This window comes from Bacillus sp. GMs2/2 (assembly GCF_050172095.1).
Lineage (GTDB): Bacteria > Bacillota > Bacilli > Bacillales > Bacillaceae_G > Bacillus_A > Bacillus_A cereus.
Genome location: NZ_JBNLYE010000088.1, coordinates 1 through 15,594, shown reverse-complemented (window position 1 = coordinate 15,594; position 15,594 = coordinate 1). Strand labels below are relative to the sequence as shown.

The following is a 15,594-nucleotide window of genomic DNA, read 5'->3' as shown; positions in this document are numbered from 1 at the left end:
GCGAAAGAAAAAATAAAGAATATATTTCCTTATGCGAAAAGATATGAATTTTATGGTGCATCAGAGTTAAGTTTTGTAACAGCACTAGTCGATGCAGAAAGCGAAAGAAGGCCAAATTCAGTAGGAAAACCTTGTCATAATGTGCAAGTTCTAATATGTAATGAAGCAGGCGAAGAAGTACAAAAAGGCGAGATAGGAACTGTTTATGTGAACAGTGATCAGTTTTTTATGGGATACATAATAGATGGGGGTTTAACACAGGAGTTGAATGCAGAAGGCTGGATGACAGTGCGAGATGTAGGCTATGAAGATGAAGAAGGCTTTATATATATTGTTGGTAGAGAGAAGAATATGATTTTATTTGGAGGAATCAATATTTATCCAGAAGAAATAGAAAGTGTATTACATGAACACCCAGCTGTTGATGAAATAGTTGTAATTGGTGTGAAAGATAGTTACTGGGGTGAAAAGCCCGTCGCGATCGTAAAAGGAAGTGCTACGAAACAACAATTAAAGAGTTTTTGCTTACAACGATTATCCTCGTTTAAAATACCGAAAGAATGGCATTTTGTAGATAGAATACCTTATACAAATAGTGGGAAAATCGCTCGTATGGAAGCAAAAAGTATGATTGAAAACAGGGAGAAAATATATGAATAGAGCAGTTATTGTAGAGGCGAAAAGAACACCTATCGGTAAGAAGAATGGGATGTTAAAAGAGTATGAAGTCCAGCAATTAGCAACGCCGCTTCTTACGTTTTTAAGTAGAGGAATTGAGAGAGAGATAGACGATGTTATATTAGGTAATGTTGTTGGGCCAGGAGGGAATGTTGCGAGACTATCTGCTTTAGCGGCAGGACTTGGCTATCATATTCCTGGTGTAACGATTGATCGGCAATGTGGTGCTGGTTTAGAAGCAATTCGAACTGCGTGTCATCTCATTCAAGGCGGGGCAGGTAAGTGCTATATCGCCGGAGGAGTAGAGAGTACAAGTACGTCACCTTTTCAAAAAAGAGCAAGATTTTCACCTGAAACAATTGGTGATCCTGACATGGGAGTAGCGGCTGAATATGTTGCGGAGCGTTATAACATAACGAGAGAAATGCAAGACGAGTACGCTTGTCTTAGTTATAAGCGGACACTGCAAGCGTTAGAAAAAGGGTATATACATGATGAAATATTTTCTTTTAATGGATTATTAGATGAGTCTATAAAGCCAGAAATGAATTTTGAACGAATCATTAAAAGAACAAAACCCGCATTTTTACAAAATGGAACAGTGACGGCAGGTAATTCATGTGGTGTAAATGATGGGGCATGTGCTGTTCTTGTAATGGAAGAGGGACAAGCCCTAAAGTTAGGTTATAAACCTGTCCTTCGTTTCGTTCGTAGTGCTGTAGTGGGAGTGAATCCAAATCTTCCAGGAACTGGTCCGATATTTGCGGTGAACAAATTATTAAATGAAATGAATTTAATAATAGAGGACATCGATTATTTTGAAATAAATGAAGCATTCGCTTCAAAAGTTGTTGCTTGTGCAAAAGAGTTACAAATTCCGTATGAAAAATTAAATGTAAATGGTGGGGCAATTGCACTCGGCCATCCGTACGGTGCATCTGGGGCTATGCTTGTAACACGTTTATTTTATCAGGCGCAAAGAGGGCATATGAAATATGGAATTGCAACGTTAGGAATTGGGGGTGGGATAGGACTGGCGCTAATATTTGAGAAAATAGAAGATTAGAATATTTGAAATGTAGGGCAGGCTTATTCGTTTGCATCTAGCTTATTTCAAACTACCTTACCAAATGTAGAGCATAATATGAAGTTTAAATGTTTTATTGTTTAAAATTGATATGAAACCGTGATGCAAAATTCACCTTGATGTAGACCAAATCCAGTTGTTATTTGGATACTAGTAAAATTTTTCATAGTAAAATTACTGACACTTCCAGGTTGAATTATGATTGAGTTTAAGACATTTGTATCTTGAAAGAAAGTAACACCTATTTCTTGAACACCGGTCTCGTATTTGATATATCCAGTTGAAGAAATATGATTTAACAAATTGTTAGTATATATAGTCTGTATTCCCATCTCTCCACCTGTGATAGACCAAGGAATGCAAATTTTATCTTTTATTATTGCTGATGGAGTGCAACAAATAACTTTATTCATGGTATATCCCAGCCTTTCATATAAAGGTATATTTAAATATATGTTGTTGTTTATGAGTATGCTTGTATGTTGTTGCTATATAGGATTATGTCCTTAATTTTAGAAGCTGTATTTGCTAATAAGGAGCATACAAATGGAGAATAAATACTTCTCTTCGTCATTGGAGGAGAAAAAGTTTGGAGAAGATAAAGGACTTAAGGTATTAGAGAAGATATGTGATGAGAAAATGAAGAAAGGGAAGGATAGTGCACCGGATAAATCGATTTGTATGATTAGTTATATTGTATATTCGCTCCTAAAACATATATATAATGTCCTAGGAGTAAATTTAAAATTTGTTTTAGAATTTGATTTTTAATGAATTCACTCTAGTTTTCTACTTTTTGAGGAACATAAGCATTGCTACCAGGTTTTGTTTTTATTTCATTCCAAGCAGCGATAGCATCAGCTTTTGATCTGCCTTTGTTATTTGGATCTTCGAAAAAGTCCCGAGTAAAGCGATTGTATTCAAATTGCGCGCTGATCGTTGTTTTATAAGTAGGATCTTTTTTTCGTTCATTTTCTTCATACCAAAATGTTATCGCGTCTTCATATGTTTTTCCAACATTCTCTTTAAAAAACTTTTGAAGAGCTACTGTAAAGCGGAAGTTTGTTCCGATTTTTTCTTTGAAAAAAGCACGAACATCTTCGCTACAGCGGTGATTTTTAGTAATAATCGTTTGAAGAGAAAGGTCTTTATAAGAGAGGGGAGCTTTGCTCATTTTTTGCACAGAGCTGTTTTTTAAGACTTTCCCCGTAGTTAAATAATGTGAGATACGCTCGGTTATTTCGGTCTTAGAGCCACTAGCTGGCAAACCATGCTCGCGACAAAATGTTTGCAGTTCTGCTTTTAACCAATAATAGTTTTGAAAATCTTCAAGTGATATAGATTTTGTTAAAGGTGGACGCATGAATATAACAACTTCTTTCTTCCATAATTTTCTTTAATTATAAAACGTATGTTCTCTTTGTGGAAGGATTAATTTGTAAATATAACAGGAAGAGGAGATTACATATGGAAAATGTAATGCAAGTTCGTGTTACGGGAATTTTAATTGAAGATGAAAAAGTATTGCTAGTAAAGCAAAAAGTGGCTAATCGCGATTGGTCTTTACCTGGAGGAAGGGTAGAGAATGGTGAAACGTTAGAAGAAGCGATGATTCGAGAAATGAGAGAAGAAACGGGATTAGAAGTTAAAATTAAGAAGCTACTCTATGTTTGTGATAAACCAGATGCTAGTCCATCTTTGTTACATATTACGTTTCTGCTTGAAAGGATTGAAGGTGAAATTACACTACCTTCTAACGAGTTCGATCATAATCCGATTCATGATGTGCAAATGGTACCGATTAACGAATTAAGTTATTATGGTTTTTCGGAAACTTTTATCAATCTTATAAGTGGCAGTTTTGCAAATGCAGGAAGTTATCAAGGGTTGAAACAACATATAGGCCTGTAAATATAGTTGAAGGATAGCCGTTAGCTATCCTTCATAAACATGTTTTACACTGCTGACTGTAAAGAAGAGACAAGCTGATTTAAAAACTCGTCCCCGTTCATCACCGCTTTTCCGCCGCCGCGTGCACTCTTTTTATTTCCGCCACCTTTTCCTTCAATTGCAGGAAGAGCATCTTTTAAAAGAGCATTCATATCGAGCGTTACTGTTTTTCCGCAAGCGAGAATACATTGTAGTTTGTCATCATTTTCGATGACGAAATACGTAATTGCATGCTCTTGTTGTTCTGTAATGATAGCTGATAGTTTTGCAATTTCTTGCATAGAACGATCTGTAAATGCTTTAGAAATAAGTAACCCAGCATGTATTTCGGTGGGCTGTTGCAGTAATTCATTTGCCTCTGCAAATAATAATTTTTCATTCATTGTTTGTATTGTTTTTTCGTTTTCCTTTTGAGAGGTAAGAAGCTGTGCTACTTTTGCTGGGATATCAGTTTCGCTACTGTTTAATTGTTTGGAAACATCTTTCATAATTTGTTGCTGTTGCCCCATTAATTTAAGTGTACGCCAACCAGCGATAAAGGTTAAGCGTATACCACCTTTATTGCGCTCCCATCCTAGTACTTGAATAGGACCAACTTCACCAGTGCATTTCGGATGGGTTCCACCACAGCCATTGTAGTCGTAATTTTCGATAATAACAACACGTATATTCTCTGTCATAGTTGGTTCTTTACGAAGAGGTAATGTTTTTGCTTCTTCTAAGTTCATCCACTCTATACGGATTGGGTGGTTTTCAAAAACGATTTTATTGGCAATTTGTACTGCCTTTTCAACCGTTTCTGCATGCAGATTTTCTGTTTCTAAATCAATTGTTATCGTTTCTTTTCCAAGATGGAATCCAATCGTAGGTATGTTGAAATAGTCCCAAAAAGCAGCAGATAAAATGTGCTGAGCTGCATGTTGCTGCATATGATCAAACCGGCGCTCCCAATTGATTTTACCTTCTACGTCTTTTGTGTGTAATTGTTCTGCAATGAAGTGGCGGATTTCTTCGTCGACTTCTTCAACATCAAGTACAGCAATACCATTTAAAGTTCCAGTGTCATGTGGTTGTCCGCCACCAGTCGGATAAAATGCGGTTTCGTTTAAAACAACGTATAAGTTACCGTCTTTATCATAATCTTGCTTTATAATTTTAGTAGTAAATTCTTGCTTATAAGCGTCAGTGTAATATAATTTGTGCTCCAATTTTCTTTCTCCTCTCGCATTAACTAGTTTCATTGTAAAGCAATTGAAATTAGTTTCCTAATATTTCAGAAGAAAGAAACTATTTTTAGAATTTTCTTGCTATAATAAGAAGAAAATGCGGGGGTGGAATAAATATGTTATATGAAAATGGCGTAGATAAACTGCTTAGTTTAAGCAAAAATATTTCTGAATTGTATCGAGAATTAAATGAAATGACCCGGATTTTAACGGATTGTAATCGAGAAAGTGTGAAGTTTGATCGGTTATATGTAAAAGAGTTACTTTGGAAGAAAGAAGATGTAATAGAGAAATATGACCAGCTACTTGTACAACTTTGTATTAACGAATGCTTTGATCTAAAAAGTGTCATTACAGGCGAATATAAGTATACATATGAAGAAGTGGAGAACATCGTTTTACAATTTAATGAGAAATATAATGTTGCAATATTAATTAAAGATGTTTGTAAAGAATTACAGTTTACATATGGCATAGATATGGATATAACGAGAACAGCGCGGGTATCAACAGCGCAAGTATAAAAAGGGAAAAGAAAGCAGATCCTTTGCTTTCTTTTTTTATGTAAGAACAGGGAGAGTAGGTTTTTAAGATGAAGGGGAAGTTGCAAAATATTCATCCGTTAGGAATGACAATTATAATAGGGACTTTATTTGCGAGGTTCGCCACGTCAATGAGTATTCCTTTTTTAGCAATTTATTTAACGACTGTGAAAGGTGTATCAGCTGGAATGACAGGTGCTATTATCGGAACGAGTGCACTTGTTGGAGTGTTTGCTAGTTTTATCGGAGGGAATTTATCAGATCGATTCGGTCGAAATATGATTATAATATGGTCCATGATCGTTTGGGTCTTTGTATTCATTGGTTTTTCACTTGCAGATCATGTTTTAAGTTTCTTTTTATTAAATGCTTTGAATGGATTATGTAGGTCATTTTTTGAGCCAACATCAAGAGCGTTATTATCAGATTTAACGAAACCTGAGTATCGTTTACTCGTATATAATTTGCGTTACGGTGCAATCAATGTTGGAGTAGCGATTGGCCCACTTGTCGGGTTACAGATTGGAAGCGCAAAATCAACAATTCCATTTTTAGTAGCAGCTGGAGTATACATTTTATATACAGCTATATTAGCGTTCCAATTTAAGAAGTATCCGATTGAAAAAAAGAAAGTAAATACAGAAAAGCCTGTCACAATGTTAAAGGCAATTCGTATTTTGCGAAAGGATGTCGTATTTTTAGTTGCACTAGTTGGTATTATTTTGAGTAATTGTGGTTTTTCTCATTTAACGACAACAGTATCTCAATATTTTGCAAATGCACATATATTTCAGGATGGAGTGAAATTATTTTCATATATGCTAGCTTTAAATGCGATTGTTGTAGTCGTAATTCAATACCCTGTTATTCAAATTTGTAAAAAGTATACACCGTTAGTATCCATTATGGTGGGAACTTTATTTGTGAGCGGAGGATTATTTGGATTTGGAGTAGTAGAATCTCTGCTAGGTGCTGCCGTTTGTACAATTATTTTTACAATTGGAGAAGTCTTAATGTTTTCAATGACGGATGTATTTATTGATGATATTGCTGTTGCGCATCTAAAAGGAACATACTTCGGTGCGATGGGTTTTTCGGGAATTGGAGCAGTAATAGGTCCGTGGTTTGGAGGAGTACTTCTCGATTACTACGGGTACCAAAATGGGTTTGCAGTATTTTCAGCACTAGCTATATTTTCAACTGTGGCATTTCCTGTGCTTTTAGTTACAAAAGGTTTATCGAAAAAAAGATATGATAGAAATTCTAATATAGAGATGCATGCGAAATAACATAAGCCCCAGTAACCAACTGGGGCTTATGTTTGTATTATATTAACTCTTAATTTGAAAAAAGAACTTTCTTTTCATGTTTATCAGCAACTTCATTTTTGGAAATATGAATGGCCAAAAAACCATTCTCTAAGCAGGCTAGCATCTTCTTATAAATAACATTAGCGGGTAAAGGAATAGTTCGCTGCAAAGAAATGTTTTTATGAAGTATGCAAATGTTTAGGCCTGTCTCCATCTTTTTAATGACAACATTTTGTTCATTGGCATTTGGTACATCTGTTTCCAAAATGTATTCTTGTTCAGTTTCGCAAAGGTCAATATGAATTTGATTTGGGAAACTAAAGTTACTACAAGAGTCAGAACAAAACTGATCCATCCATTCTTCGAAACCATCAACATGAAAAAGACAATCCTTCTTTTTCTTGCCCATGTAAGACACCCTCCGTAAAATCTCAATTCATACTATGTTATGCATGAATGAAGTAGGGGTGAAGAATAAATGGAAAAATATAAACATTGTATGTGGTAAAGGCAGCTATTGTGAACCTTTTGTTTTACATATCATGATGTGCATGATGTTTTTGGCGTGAATGGTTACGGTTTTTTACTTTATGAGATCCGCTTAATGGTTCAGGTTGTCCCTTTTTTTCTTTTGCTTCACGATTGTTTTTGCTCATTGTATGTGACACCTCCTCTTTCTCTTTAGAATGAGAGAAGTTTGCAAATTTATACGAGAATGTTTTTAGAAAAAAAGGTAAAGATAATTGGGACTAACTATTATGGAAAGGGGATTATATAATGCCATATCATAAAGATAAACAGCAAGCTTTTCAAGCAGCGCAGCAAGGAGTTACACAAGCAGAACATGCATATAACAACATTGTGAAAAATGATCCAAACTACGGTCATGATTTAAAAGAGTTACGCCAAGAGGTTCAGGAGGCGTATGAACAGATTCAAAATGCGTTAGAAGTAGCTTCGGAAACACAACGCCCACAACTTGAGCAATACGAAAATAATCTCCAAAATATTATGCAACATGTAGATCAATTAGAAAAGTAAATGAGGTTGTTGTGTATTTGACAACCTCTTACTTTAATGAACATTATGCGAAAACAGAAAATTTTTCTATTCGTTTTTTCTTTATTATGCGCAGTACATATATTTCAAGTTGAAAAAGTGGAAGCGAAAATGTTGCTCAGAAAAGAGCTAGAACCAACTGGCTATGTAACGTGGGAAGTACCTAATAATGAAAAGATTATTGCCATTACATTTGATGATGGCCCAGATCCAACTTATACACCGCAAGTTTTACATTTATTACGTCAATATAAAGCAGAAGCAACATTTTTTATGATTGGATTTCGAGTGCAGCGCAATCCATATTTAGTGAAACAGGTGTTAAAAGAGGGACATGAAATTGGAAATCATACGATGAATCATTTGTATGCGAGTAATTCATCAGATGAAAAATTAGAAAATGATATTTTAGATGGAAAGAAATTTTTCGAAAAATGGGTGAAAGAACCTTTGCTATTCCGTCCTCCTGGCGGATATATTAACGATGCTGTATTTAAAACAGCGAAAGAAGCTGGTTATCAAACCGTTCTATGGTCGTGGCATCAAGACCCGCGTGATTGGGCAAATCCAGGGGTTGAATCTATCGTAAATCATGTAGTGAAAAATGCTAAAAGTGGCGATATCGTATTGTTACATGATGGAGGAAATGATCGTAGTCAAACAGTAGCAGCGCTAGCAAAAATTTTACCTGAACTGAAAAAGCAGGGCTATCGATTTGTAACGGTTTCGGAATTGTTACGTTATAAACATTAGAAAAAATCCCAAAAGGTGAATGGTCCTTTTGGGATTTTTCGTTACTGGTTCTTTTTGCGTTTCTTATTATTTTGTCGTTCTGCAGCAGTTAAGTTTTCATTTGCAAACTCTTCGTTATAACCAGCGCCTTGTCCTTGTGCAGATGCCGCATTCATTCCTGAAATAGTATGATTTGCTTTTCTTTTACCCATTTTATTTCACCTCTATAACTTTTTTTTATAAGTTGCATGATGAGCAGTTCATAGTATGTATGAACTGTAAAGAAAGCGCTAATAGAGCACTTTACTTTATGGTAATAGTATTCATAAGGAACATGAACACTATTCAAATTTAGAAACATAAAGAAAACTTATGATAATCTATAAGTTTCTTATTATTTACTTATTTAGAAAGTTGTAATAAGATATTATCGTAAGGTATTGAAAAGTTTGTCTACATTTTATATTCAGACAACTTAGTCATGTTTAACAGGGGGGAAACATAATGGTCAAACATAATCCATTTCAATCACGCGCAACTTTTGAAGTAGATGGAAAAACGTATCATTATTATGATTTGAAAGCGCTTGAAAACGCAGGGGTTGGCAACGTATCTCAATTACCATATTCCGTGAAAGTTTTACTTGAATCAGTACTTCGTCAAGTAGACGGACGTGTAATCACAGAAGAGCATGTTACAAATTTAGCGAAATGGGGAACGAAAGATGTGCAAGATATCGATGTTCCATTTAAACCATCTCGTGTAATTTTACAAGATTTCACTGGTGTACCAGCTGTTGTTGATTTGGCTTCGCTTCGTAAAGCAATGGCAGACATGGGTGGAGATCCTGATAAAATCAATCCAGAAATTACTGTAGATCTTGTAATTGATCACTCTGTACAGGTTGATAGAGCGGGTACGGCAGACGCGCTTGCATTCAACATGGACTTAGAGTTTAAACGTAATGAAGAACGTTATAAATTTTTAAGCTGGGCACAAAAATCATTTGATAACTATCGTGCAGTTCCACCAGCTACAGGTATTGTACACCAAGTAAACCTTGAATATTTAGCACCAGTTGTTCATGCTGTGAAAAATGCTGAAGGTGACTTAGTTGCATACCCAGATTCATTAGTTGGAACAGACTCACATACAACAATGATTAACGGTATCGGCGTTCTTGGATGGGGTGTTGGTGGTATTGAAGCAGAAGCAGGAATGCTTGGACAGCCTTCATACTTCCCAGTACCTGAAGTAATCGGTGTGAAATTAACAGGTACACTTCCAAGTGGTACTACAGCAACTGACGTTGCCTTAAAAGTAACGCAAGTATTACGTCAAAAAGGTGTAGTTGGTAAATTCGTTGAGTTCTTCGGTAATGGACTAAAGAGCATGCCTTTAGCTGACCGTGCAACAATTTCAAACATGGCACCAGAATACGGCGCAACTTGTGGATTCTTCCCAATCGATGATATTTCATTAGAATACTTACGTTTAACAGGTAGAGATGAAGAACAAATTCGCGTTGTTGAAGAATACTGTAAAGCGAACGGTTTATTCTATACAGCAGACAGTAAAGATCCAATCTATACTGATCTTGTAGAAATTGATTTAAATACAATCGAATCTAACCTTTCTGGACCGAAACGCCCACAAGATTTAATTCCACTTTCAGATATGAAAGATGCGTTCCACGAAGCTGTTGTAGCACCAGTTGGAACACAAGGACTTGGATTTAATGAGCAAGAGTTCGATAAAGAAGTGAAGGTTACATTAGAAGATAAAGAAGTAACGATGAAAACAGGTGCAATTGCAATCGCAGCAATTACAAGCTGTACAAACACATCAAACCCATACGTATTAATTGGAGCAGGTCTAGTTGCGAAGAAAGCAATTGAAAAAGGACTTGTAGTACCTGAGTATGTAAAAACATCATTAGCACCAGGATCTAAAGTTGTTACAGAGTACTTAGATAAGTCTGGTTTAACAACATATTTAGATCAATTAGGTTTCCAAACAGTTGGTTACGGTTGTACGACTTGTATCGGTAACTCTGGTCCATTAGCGCCAGAATTAGAAGAAGCAATCGCAGCAAACGACTTACTAGTAACATCTGTTTTATCTGGTAACCGTAACTTTGAAGGGCGTATTCACCCACTTGTAAAAGCAAACTACTTAGCATCACCACCACTAGTTGTGGCATATGCACTTGCAGGTACTGTTGATATTGACCTGAAAAATGATGAAATCGGTAAAGATGCAAATGGCAATGCTGTTTACTTCAACGATATTTGGCCATCAGCTAAAGAAATTGAAGATGTAGTTCAAAGTGTTGTTACATCTGAACTGTTCAAGAAAGAATATGCACAAGTATTTAACAGCAATGAGCGTTGGAATGAAATCCAAACTTCAAATGAAGCGTTATATACTTGGGATAATGATTCAACATACATTCAAAACCCACCATTCTTTGAAGGATTATCTAAAGAGCCAGGTGAAGTTGAAACATTATCAGGCCTACGCGTAGTTGGTAAATTTGGTGACTCTGTAACGACAGACCACATTTCACCAGCAGGTTCAATCGGTAAGCATACACCAGCTGGACGCTACTTATTAGAAAACGGCGTACAACCAGTTGACTTCAATTCTTACGGTTCTCGTCGTGGTAACCATGAAGTTATGATGCGTGGTACATTCGCGAACATCCGTATTAAAAACCAAATCGCACCAGGAACAGAAGGCGGATATACAACATATTGGCCAACAGGTGAAGTAACGTCTATCTATGATGCTGCTATGAAATATAAAGAAGATGGCACAGGCCTTCTAGTTGTTGCTGGTAAAGATTACGGTATGGGAAGTTCTCGTGACTGGGCTGCGAAAGGAACAAACTTACTAGGTATTAAAGCAGTAATTGCAGAAAGCTTTGAGCGTATTCACCGCAGTAACTTAGTGTTAATGGGTGTACTACCACTTCAATTTAAAGATGGCGAAAGTGCTGAAACGTTAGGTCTTGTTGGTAACGAGTCATTTGAAATTCAAATCGACAAAACAGTTAGACCACGCGATCTTGTGAAAGTAGTTGCAACTGATGCAGATGGCAATGAAAAACAATTTGAAGTAGTAGCTCGTTTCGATAGTGAAGTAGAAATTGACTACTACCGTCACGGTGGTATTCTGCAAATGGTTCTTCGTGAGAAAATTGAAGAGTCTAAAGTGTCGAACTAAATAATTGAAATGAATAATAAGGAAGCTAACAATAGTTAGCTTCCTTATTTTATGGAAAGGGATGAAACCATATGGTTTCATCCCTTTCTTTTTTACTACGAAAAATGGAGGAAACGTCATGAAAGAATATAAAAGAATTCTGTTACCGTTACAGAAAGAAAAAATATTAGTAATAGCAGCTGTATGCAGTGGGCTTTTTGCAGCTATTTTAAATCTCTCCCGTCCACTATTCATGGGACTAATTGTAGATAACCTGATTCAACGAGAGCTGAAAGGAGCGTATCTTTACATTACTTTGTTTACAGCTAGCCGTTTGTTGATGTGGGTGAACAATCTTTCATTTGATTATGTAAGCTCAAAAGCGAGTCAGCGAATATTACGAGAGAAGCGTATAGATGTATTGCGCCAATTTTTCCTATTACCGTTTGAAGAGAGTGAGAAAATCAAACAAGGAGAGTTAGAAACTTTGGTCGTGTCTGATATTCCGAACTGGGTCAGATTATACGGCTCTATATTAATAGAATATATACACGCTATTGCCCAATTTATTGGAGCTTTCATAGCACTACAACATATAGATATACAGTTTATATTGTGGGTAACTCCGTTTTTATTTTTAAGTACAATTGTTCCAATACTGATGGGAGAAAAGGTAAGAGATATTGCAAGCGTTTCTCAAAAAAATCACTCAAGTGTTGTAGAGATGGTGTCACAGTTTGTAAAGGGGATACAAGATTTGCGGAGTTTACAAAAAGAAAAATGGGCAATTCGCTTATTTAAAAGAGTAACGGCACAATCGTATAAATCAGAAGTAAAGAAGACGATGATGCAACATTGCATTGGAGTAGTTGGAACGGTGATTGAAACAGGAGCATATATTGTTGTTCTCATTATAGGTGCAAAAAAAATAATGAGGGGAGAAATAGAAGTTGGTTCACTCATTGCAGTGTTAGCGACAATTGAGATGCTCTTTTTCCCTGTCCGTTATGTGGGCGATTTATTAATAATGACACAAGTTGCAGTCGCTTCGGCAAATAGAGCTTTTTGCTTTTTAAATAAACGAGCAGTAGATAGCAATGTAGAAAGAGCGATGGGGATCAGGATAACAAATGTTTCATTTCAGGAGAATGACGAAGAGAAATGCAGAATTCATAATATTAATTTGCAAATTCGTCCTGGTGAACTCGTTATGATTGTGGGAGAAAGCGGTGCAGGAAAAACAACGCTTTTAAAGTTAATAACGGGCTTGTATAAACCATCTAACGGTAGCATTGCTTATTATGGTAATGAAGCTCGTATGACTACAGTGTGGCAAGAACCACGTTTTTTCCGAACGACGGTAACAGAGAATATGTATTTCGGGGAAGAGGGTTTAGAAAATCAGTTAGAAAAAAATAGTGAACTTATAAATGCAACGCCGATTATTAGAGGGTTACCTGAAGGGAGTCAAACTGTGCTACATAAAAGCGGTGAAGAGTTTTCGGGAGGCGAAAGAAAACGTCTTGCATTATTGCGCGCGATTGTATCAAATCCAACTCTTATTATTTTAGATGAACCGACGGCTGGGTTAGATCCGGGCAATCAAGAACTGGTTTGGAATATGATTGAAGGGATAGGAAGAGATGTAACGAGAATTGTGGCAACACATGATGTAGAGAGGGTGGTACTAGCAGATCGTATTGTCATAATGAAAGAAGGAAATATTGTTGCATGTGAGGGTCCAGAAAAATTAATACATAGTCATTCATTTTTTAAGAGATGTGAATAAAGATAAGAGCAATGCTCTAATCTTTATTCAGTGTCATTTAGTTGATACTCGATAGATTCGGAGTGATTTAGATCAACGTTAAAAGTAGCAGTCATAAGGAAAGTGGCAATTCCAAGAATTAAGAAAAGGACGAATGAGACTAGAGAGACGTAGAGACAAATACGTCCTATTTTCTTTTTTTCAAGATCTTTACTAAAGAGTGAAATGATCCATGTAATAATACCGACTGGGTATAAAAGAAAACTAAGAATATATAATGTTGTTTTTTCGAATGAATTCATAAACAATCCCCTTTTGTTGTAGGTTTATAATTATGAGAGGAAAAAGGTGAATGGGTCCATAATTAGATAAGCAACACTTCATCTGCTTTTCTAATTATATGATAAAATTGCACTTTTAATAAGAATATTCTAATTATTTCAATTATGAATATTCCCAAGCTTGTCCGTATAAGCTAAAATAAGGTATATAGTATTTTGATGAATGTGTTAAAAGAAGATAATACGTTAGGGTGATATAAAATGTGGCGGAAGCTTACGATTATTGTAGTGTTACTTTGTTTAGCGGGATATGCAGCTTATGAACAGTTTGGTCATAAAGAGCAGGCGGTAAAAGTGAAGCAAGAAAAAAGTGAAGCTGCTATGAAAGAGATGATTGCAAGTAATGGTATTGAAATAGGGAAGAGTGCACCAGACTTTACATTAACGAATTTAGATGGAACGAATGTAAAGTTATCAGATTTAAAAGGAAAGAAAGTGATTGTAAACTTTTGGGCAACGTGGTGTGGACCATGTCAGCAAGAAATGCCGGATATGGAAGCTTTCTATAAAGAACATAAAGAGAACGTAGAAATTTTAGCAATAAATTATACGCCTTCAGAAAAAGGTGGGGGGGAAGAGAAGGTAAGCAATTTTGCTAAAGAAAAAGGAATTACTTTTCCTATTTTATTGGACAAGAACATTGATGTGACAACAGCTTATAAAGTAATTACGATTCCAACTTCGTATTTTATAGATACAAAAGGTGTCATTCAAGATAAGTTTATTGGGCCGATGACGCAAAAAGAGATGGAGAAAAGAGTTGCTAAATTAAAATAATGGTGAAAAGGTAGAGGTGGAGAGTTCCCATTTCTGCCTTTTCTTTTTCAAGTAGTAATCACTTCATGATATGATGTAAGAAATATAAACGTTTAGAGATAAAGGAGTGTATGGAGTGGGGAATGTATCCTTACCGTTAGATTATGTTGTAATTGATTTTGAAACAACAGGATTTAACCCTTATAATGATAAAATTATTCAAGTTGCAGCAGTGAAATATCGTAATCATGAATTAGTAGATCAATTTGTTTCATACGTGAATCCAGAGCGGCCAATTCCGGACCGAATAACGAGTTTAACAGGTATTACCAATTATCGCGTTTCAGATGCACCGACGATTGAAGAAGTGTTACCTTTATTTTTAGCATTTTTACATACAAATGTTATTGTGGCCCATAATGCTTCTTTTGATATGCGCTTTTTGAAAAGTAATGTAAATATGCTTGGGTTGCCTGAACCTAAAAATAAAGTAATTGATACTGTATTTTTAGCAAAGAAATACATGAAGCATGCGCCTAATCATAAACTTGAAACGTTAAAACGAATGCTGGGAATTCGTTTAAGCTCTCATAATGCATTTGACGATTGCATTACGTGTGCTGCTGTTTATCAAAAGTGTGCAGCTATTGAAGAAGAAGGGAAACGAAAAGTAAATAAGGCTATGCTTGATGAAACTGCGGTATATGAAGCGGTCAAAGAAATACTTGCATGTAATAAACGTAATGTAGAATGGCTACGTTGTATGAACGTAGGAAGTTATTTAGATATAAAAGCTTTTTATCCAGTTATGAGATTAAAGGTAAAAGGGCGAAAGAAATATGTATTAACAGAGATATTAGAAGAAGATGTGAAAGAAATATGTACAAGTTTAAAATGTGAACCGGCGTTAAAAAGTGAAGTTGGTAATACGAGAATTA

19 protein-coding genes are annotated in these 15,594 nt (G+C 35.8%); 12 read left to right on the top strand and 7 right to left on the bottom strand.

Annotated elements, in window-relative coordinates; translation table 11 throughout:
• Positions 1 to 660, top strand: a 660-nt coding sequence (locus ACQGS6_RS13360; RefSeq protein ID WP_426965215.1) for an AMP-binding enzyme, incomplete at its 5' end; no start/stop codon positions are given.
• Complete coding sequence (locus ACQGS6_RS13355; protein WP_074624858.1) at positions 653 to 1,744, top strand: acetyl-CoA C-acyltransferase; 1,092 nt, start codon at positions 653 to 655, stop codon at positions 1,742 to 1,744. The genes ACQGS6_RS13360 and ACQGS6_RS13355, both read left to right, overlap by 8 nt.
• A 101-nt stretch (positions 1,745 to 1,845) precedes the next feature.
• Here the strand turns inward: ACQGS6_RS13355 and ACQGS6_RS13350 are convergent, their stop codons facing one another.
• A complete protein-coding gene (locus ACQGS6_RS13350) occupies positions 1,846 to 2,178 on the bottom strand; it encodes a DUF3992 domain-containing protein (protein ID WP_009326626.1) in 333 nt (110 codons plus the stop codon).
• Positions 2,179 to 2,311: 133 nt separating this feature from the next.
• Here ACQGS6_RS13350 and ACQGS6_RS13345 point away from each other — a divergent pair, with 133 nt between their 5' ends.
• Positions 2,312 to 2,536: a hypothetical protein gene (locus ACQGS6_RS13345; protein ID WP_000428982.1), complete on the top strand. Its 225-nt coding sequence runs from the start codon at positions 2,312 to 2,314 to the stop codon at positions 2,534 to 2,536.
• A gap of 10 nt (positions 2,537 to 2,546) precedes the next feature.
• On the opposite strand, the gene ACQGS6_RS13340 is transcribed toward ACQGS6_RS13345, so the two are convergent.
• On the bottom strand, positions 2,547 to 3,128 hold the full coding sequence (locus ACQGS6_RS13340; protein ID WP_001247743.1) for a DUF6434 domain-containing protein: 582 nt from the start codon (positions 3,126 to 3,128) through the stop codon (positions 2,547 to 2,549).
• Between the two features lie 104 nt (positions 3,129 to 3,232).
• On the opposite strand from ACQGS6_RS13340, the gene ACQGS6_RS13335 reads away from it, so the two are divergent.
• Positions 3,233 to 3,676: an NUDIX hydrolase gene (locus tag ACQGS6_RS13335; RefSeq protein ID WP_000432563.1), complete on the top strand. Its 444-nt coding sequence runs from the start codon at positions 3,233 to 3,235 to the stop codon at positions 3,674 to 3,676.
• A 44-nt stretch (positions 3,677 to 3,720) separates the two neighbouring features.
• On the opposite strand, the gene ACQGS6_RS13330 is transcribed toward ACQGS6_RS13335, so the two are convergent.
• Positions 3,721 to 4,923 carry an alanyl-tRNA editing protein gene (locus ACQGS6_RS13330; RefSeq protein WP_178379405.1) on the bottom strand — a complete coding sequence of 401 codons (1,203 nt, stop codon included), beginning with the start codon at positions 4,921 to 4,923 and terminating at the stop codon, positions 3,721 to 3,723.
• 134 nt (positions 4,924 to 5,057) lie between these two features.
• Between ACQGS6_RS13330 and ACQGS6_RS13325 the strand changes: the two genes are divergently transcribed.
• A complete protein-coding gene (locus tag ACQGS6_RS13325; RefSeq protein WP_000965133.1) occupies positions 5,058 to 5,465 on the top strand; it encodes a hypothetical protein in 408 nt (135 codons plus the stop codon).
• Between the two features lie 68 nt (positions 5,466 to 5,533).
• Positions 5,534 to 6,772: an MDR family MFS transporter gene (locus ACQGS6_RS13320; RefSeq protein WP_000676829.1), complete on the top strand. Its 1,239-nt coding sequence runs from the start codon at positions 5,534 to 5,536 to the stop codon at positions 6,770 to 6,772.
• 49 nt (positions 6,773 to 6,821) lie between these two features.
• On the opposite strand, the gene ACQGS6_RS13315 is transcribed toward ACQGS6_RS13320, so the two are convergent.
• Entirely contained in the window at positions 6,822 to 7,202 is a 381-nt protein-coding gene (locus ACQGS6_RS13315) for an Hsp20/alpha crystallin family protein (RefSeq protein ID WP_000516730.1), read from the bottom strand.
• A 124-nt stretch (positions 7,203 to 7,326) separates the two neighbouring features.
• Positions 7,327 to 7,449 carry a small acid-soluble spore protein P gene (locus tag ACQGS6_RS13310; protein WP_000042141.1) on the bottom strand — a complete coding sequence of 41 codons (123 nt, stop codon included), beginning with the start codon at positions 7,447 to 7,449 and terminating at the stop codon, positions 7,327 to 7,329.
• Between the two features lie 121 nt (positions 7,450 to 7,570).
• Here ACQGS6_RS13310 and ACQGS6_RS13305 point away from each other — a divergent pair, with 121 nt between their 5' ends.
• Both ACQGS6_RS13305 and pdaB read left to right on the top strand, forming a co-directional pair.
• A complete protein-coding gene (locus ACQGS6_RS13305) occupies positions 7,571 to 7,834 on the top strand; it encodes a hypothetical protein (protein ID WP_001146293.1) in 264 nt (87 codons plus the stop codon).
• 45 nt (positions 7,835 to 7,879) lie between these two features.
• Entirely contained in the window at positions 7,880 to 8,605 is a 726-nt protein-coding gene (gene pdaB, locus ACQGS6_RS13300) for a polysaccharide deacetylase family sporulation protein PdaB (protein ID WP_030027157.1), read from the top strand.
• Positions 8,606 to 8,646: 41 nt separating this feature from the next.
• Here the strand turns inward: pdaB and sspO are convergent, their stop codons facing one another.
• Positions 8,647 to 8,796 carry an acid-soluble spore protein SspO gene (sspO, locus tag ACQGS6_RS13295; RefSeq protein ID WP_000518051.1) on the bottom strand — a complete coding sequence of 50 codons (150 nt, stop codon included), beginning with the start codon at positions 8,794 to 8,796 and terminating at the stop codon, positions 8,647 to 8,649.
• Between the two features lie 292 nt (positions 8,797 to 9,088).
• Between sspO and acnA the strand changes: the two genes are divergently transcribed.
• Together acnA and ACQGS6_RS13285 are read left to right on the top strand one after the other, a co-directional pair.
• Positions 9,089 to 11,812 (top strand): aconitate hydratase AcnA, encoded by a 2,724-nt coding sequence (gene acnA, locus ACQGS6_RS13290; RefSeq protein WP_000238557.1) that lies wholly within the window; start codon positions 9,089 to 9,091, stop codon positions 11,810 to 11,812.
• Positions 11,813 to 11,930: 118 nt separating this feature from the next.
• On the top strand, positions 11,931 to 13,580 hold the full coding sequence (locus ACQGS6_RS13285) for an ABC transporter ATP-binding protein (RefSeq protein ID WP_426965214.1): 1,650 nt from the start codon (positions 11,931 to 11,933) through the stop codon (positions 13,578 to 13,580).
• 23 nt (positions 13,581 to 13,603) lie between these two features.
• Here ACQGS6_RS13285 and ACQGS6_RS13280 read toward each other — a convergent pair whose 3' ends face one another.
• The gene (locus ACQGS6_RS13280) at positions 13,604 to 13,861 is read right to left on the bottom strand and encodes a hypothetical protein (RefSeq protein WP_001083887.1); all 258 of its coding nucleotides are present in this window, start codon (positions 13,859 to 13,861) and stop codon (positions 13,604 to 13,606) included.
• A gap of 240 nt (positions 13,862 to 14,101) precedes the next feature.
• Here ACQGS6_RS13280 and ACQGS6_RS13275 point away from each other — a divergent pair, with 240 nt between their 5' ends.
• Positions 14,102 to 14,677 carry a TlpA family protein disulfide reductase gene (locus tag ACQGS6_RS13275; RefSeq protein WP_074624861.1) on the top strand — a complete coding sequence of 192 codons (576 nt, stop codon included), beginning with the start codon at positions 14,102 to 14,104 and terminating at the stop codon, positions 14,675 to 14,677.
• A 115-nt stretch (positions 14,678 to 14,792) separates the two neighbouring features.
• A partial coding sequence (locus ACQGS6_RS13270) for a 3'-5' exonuclease (RefSeq protein ID WP_426965213.1) occupies positions 14,793 to 15,594 on the top strand: 802 nt, incomplete at its 3' end.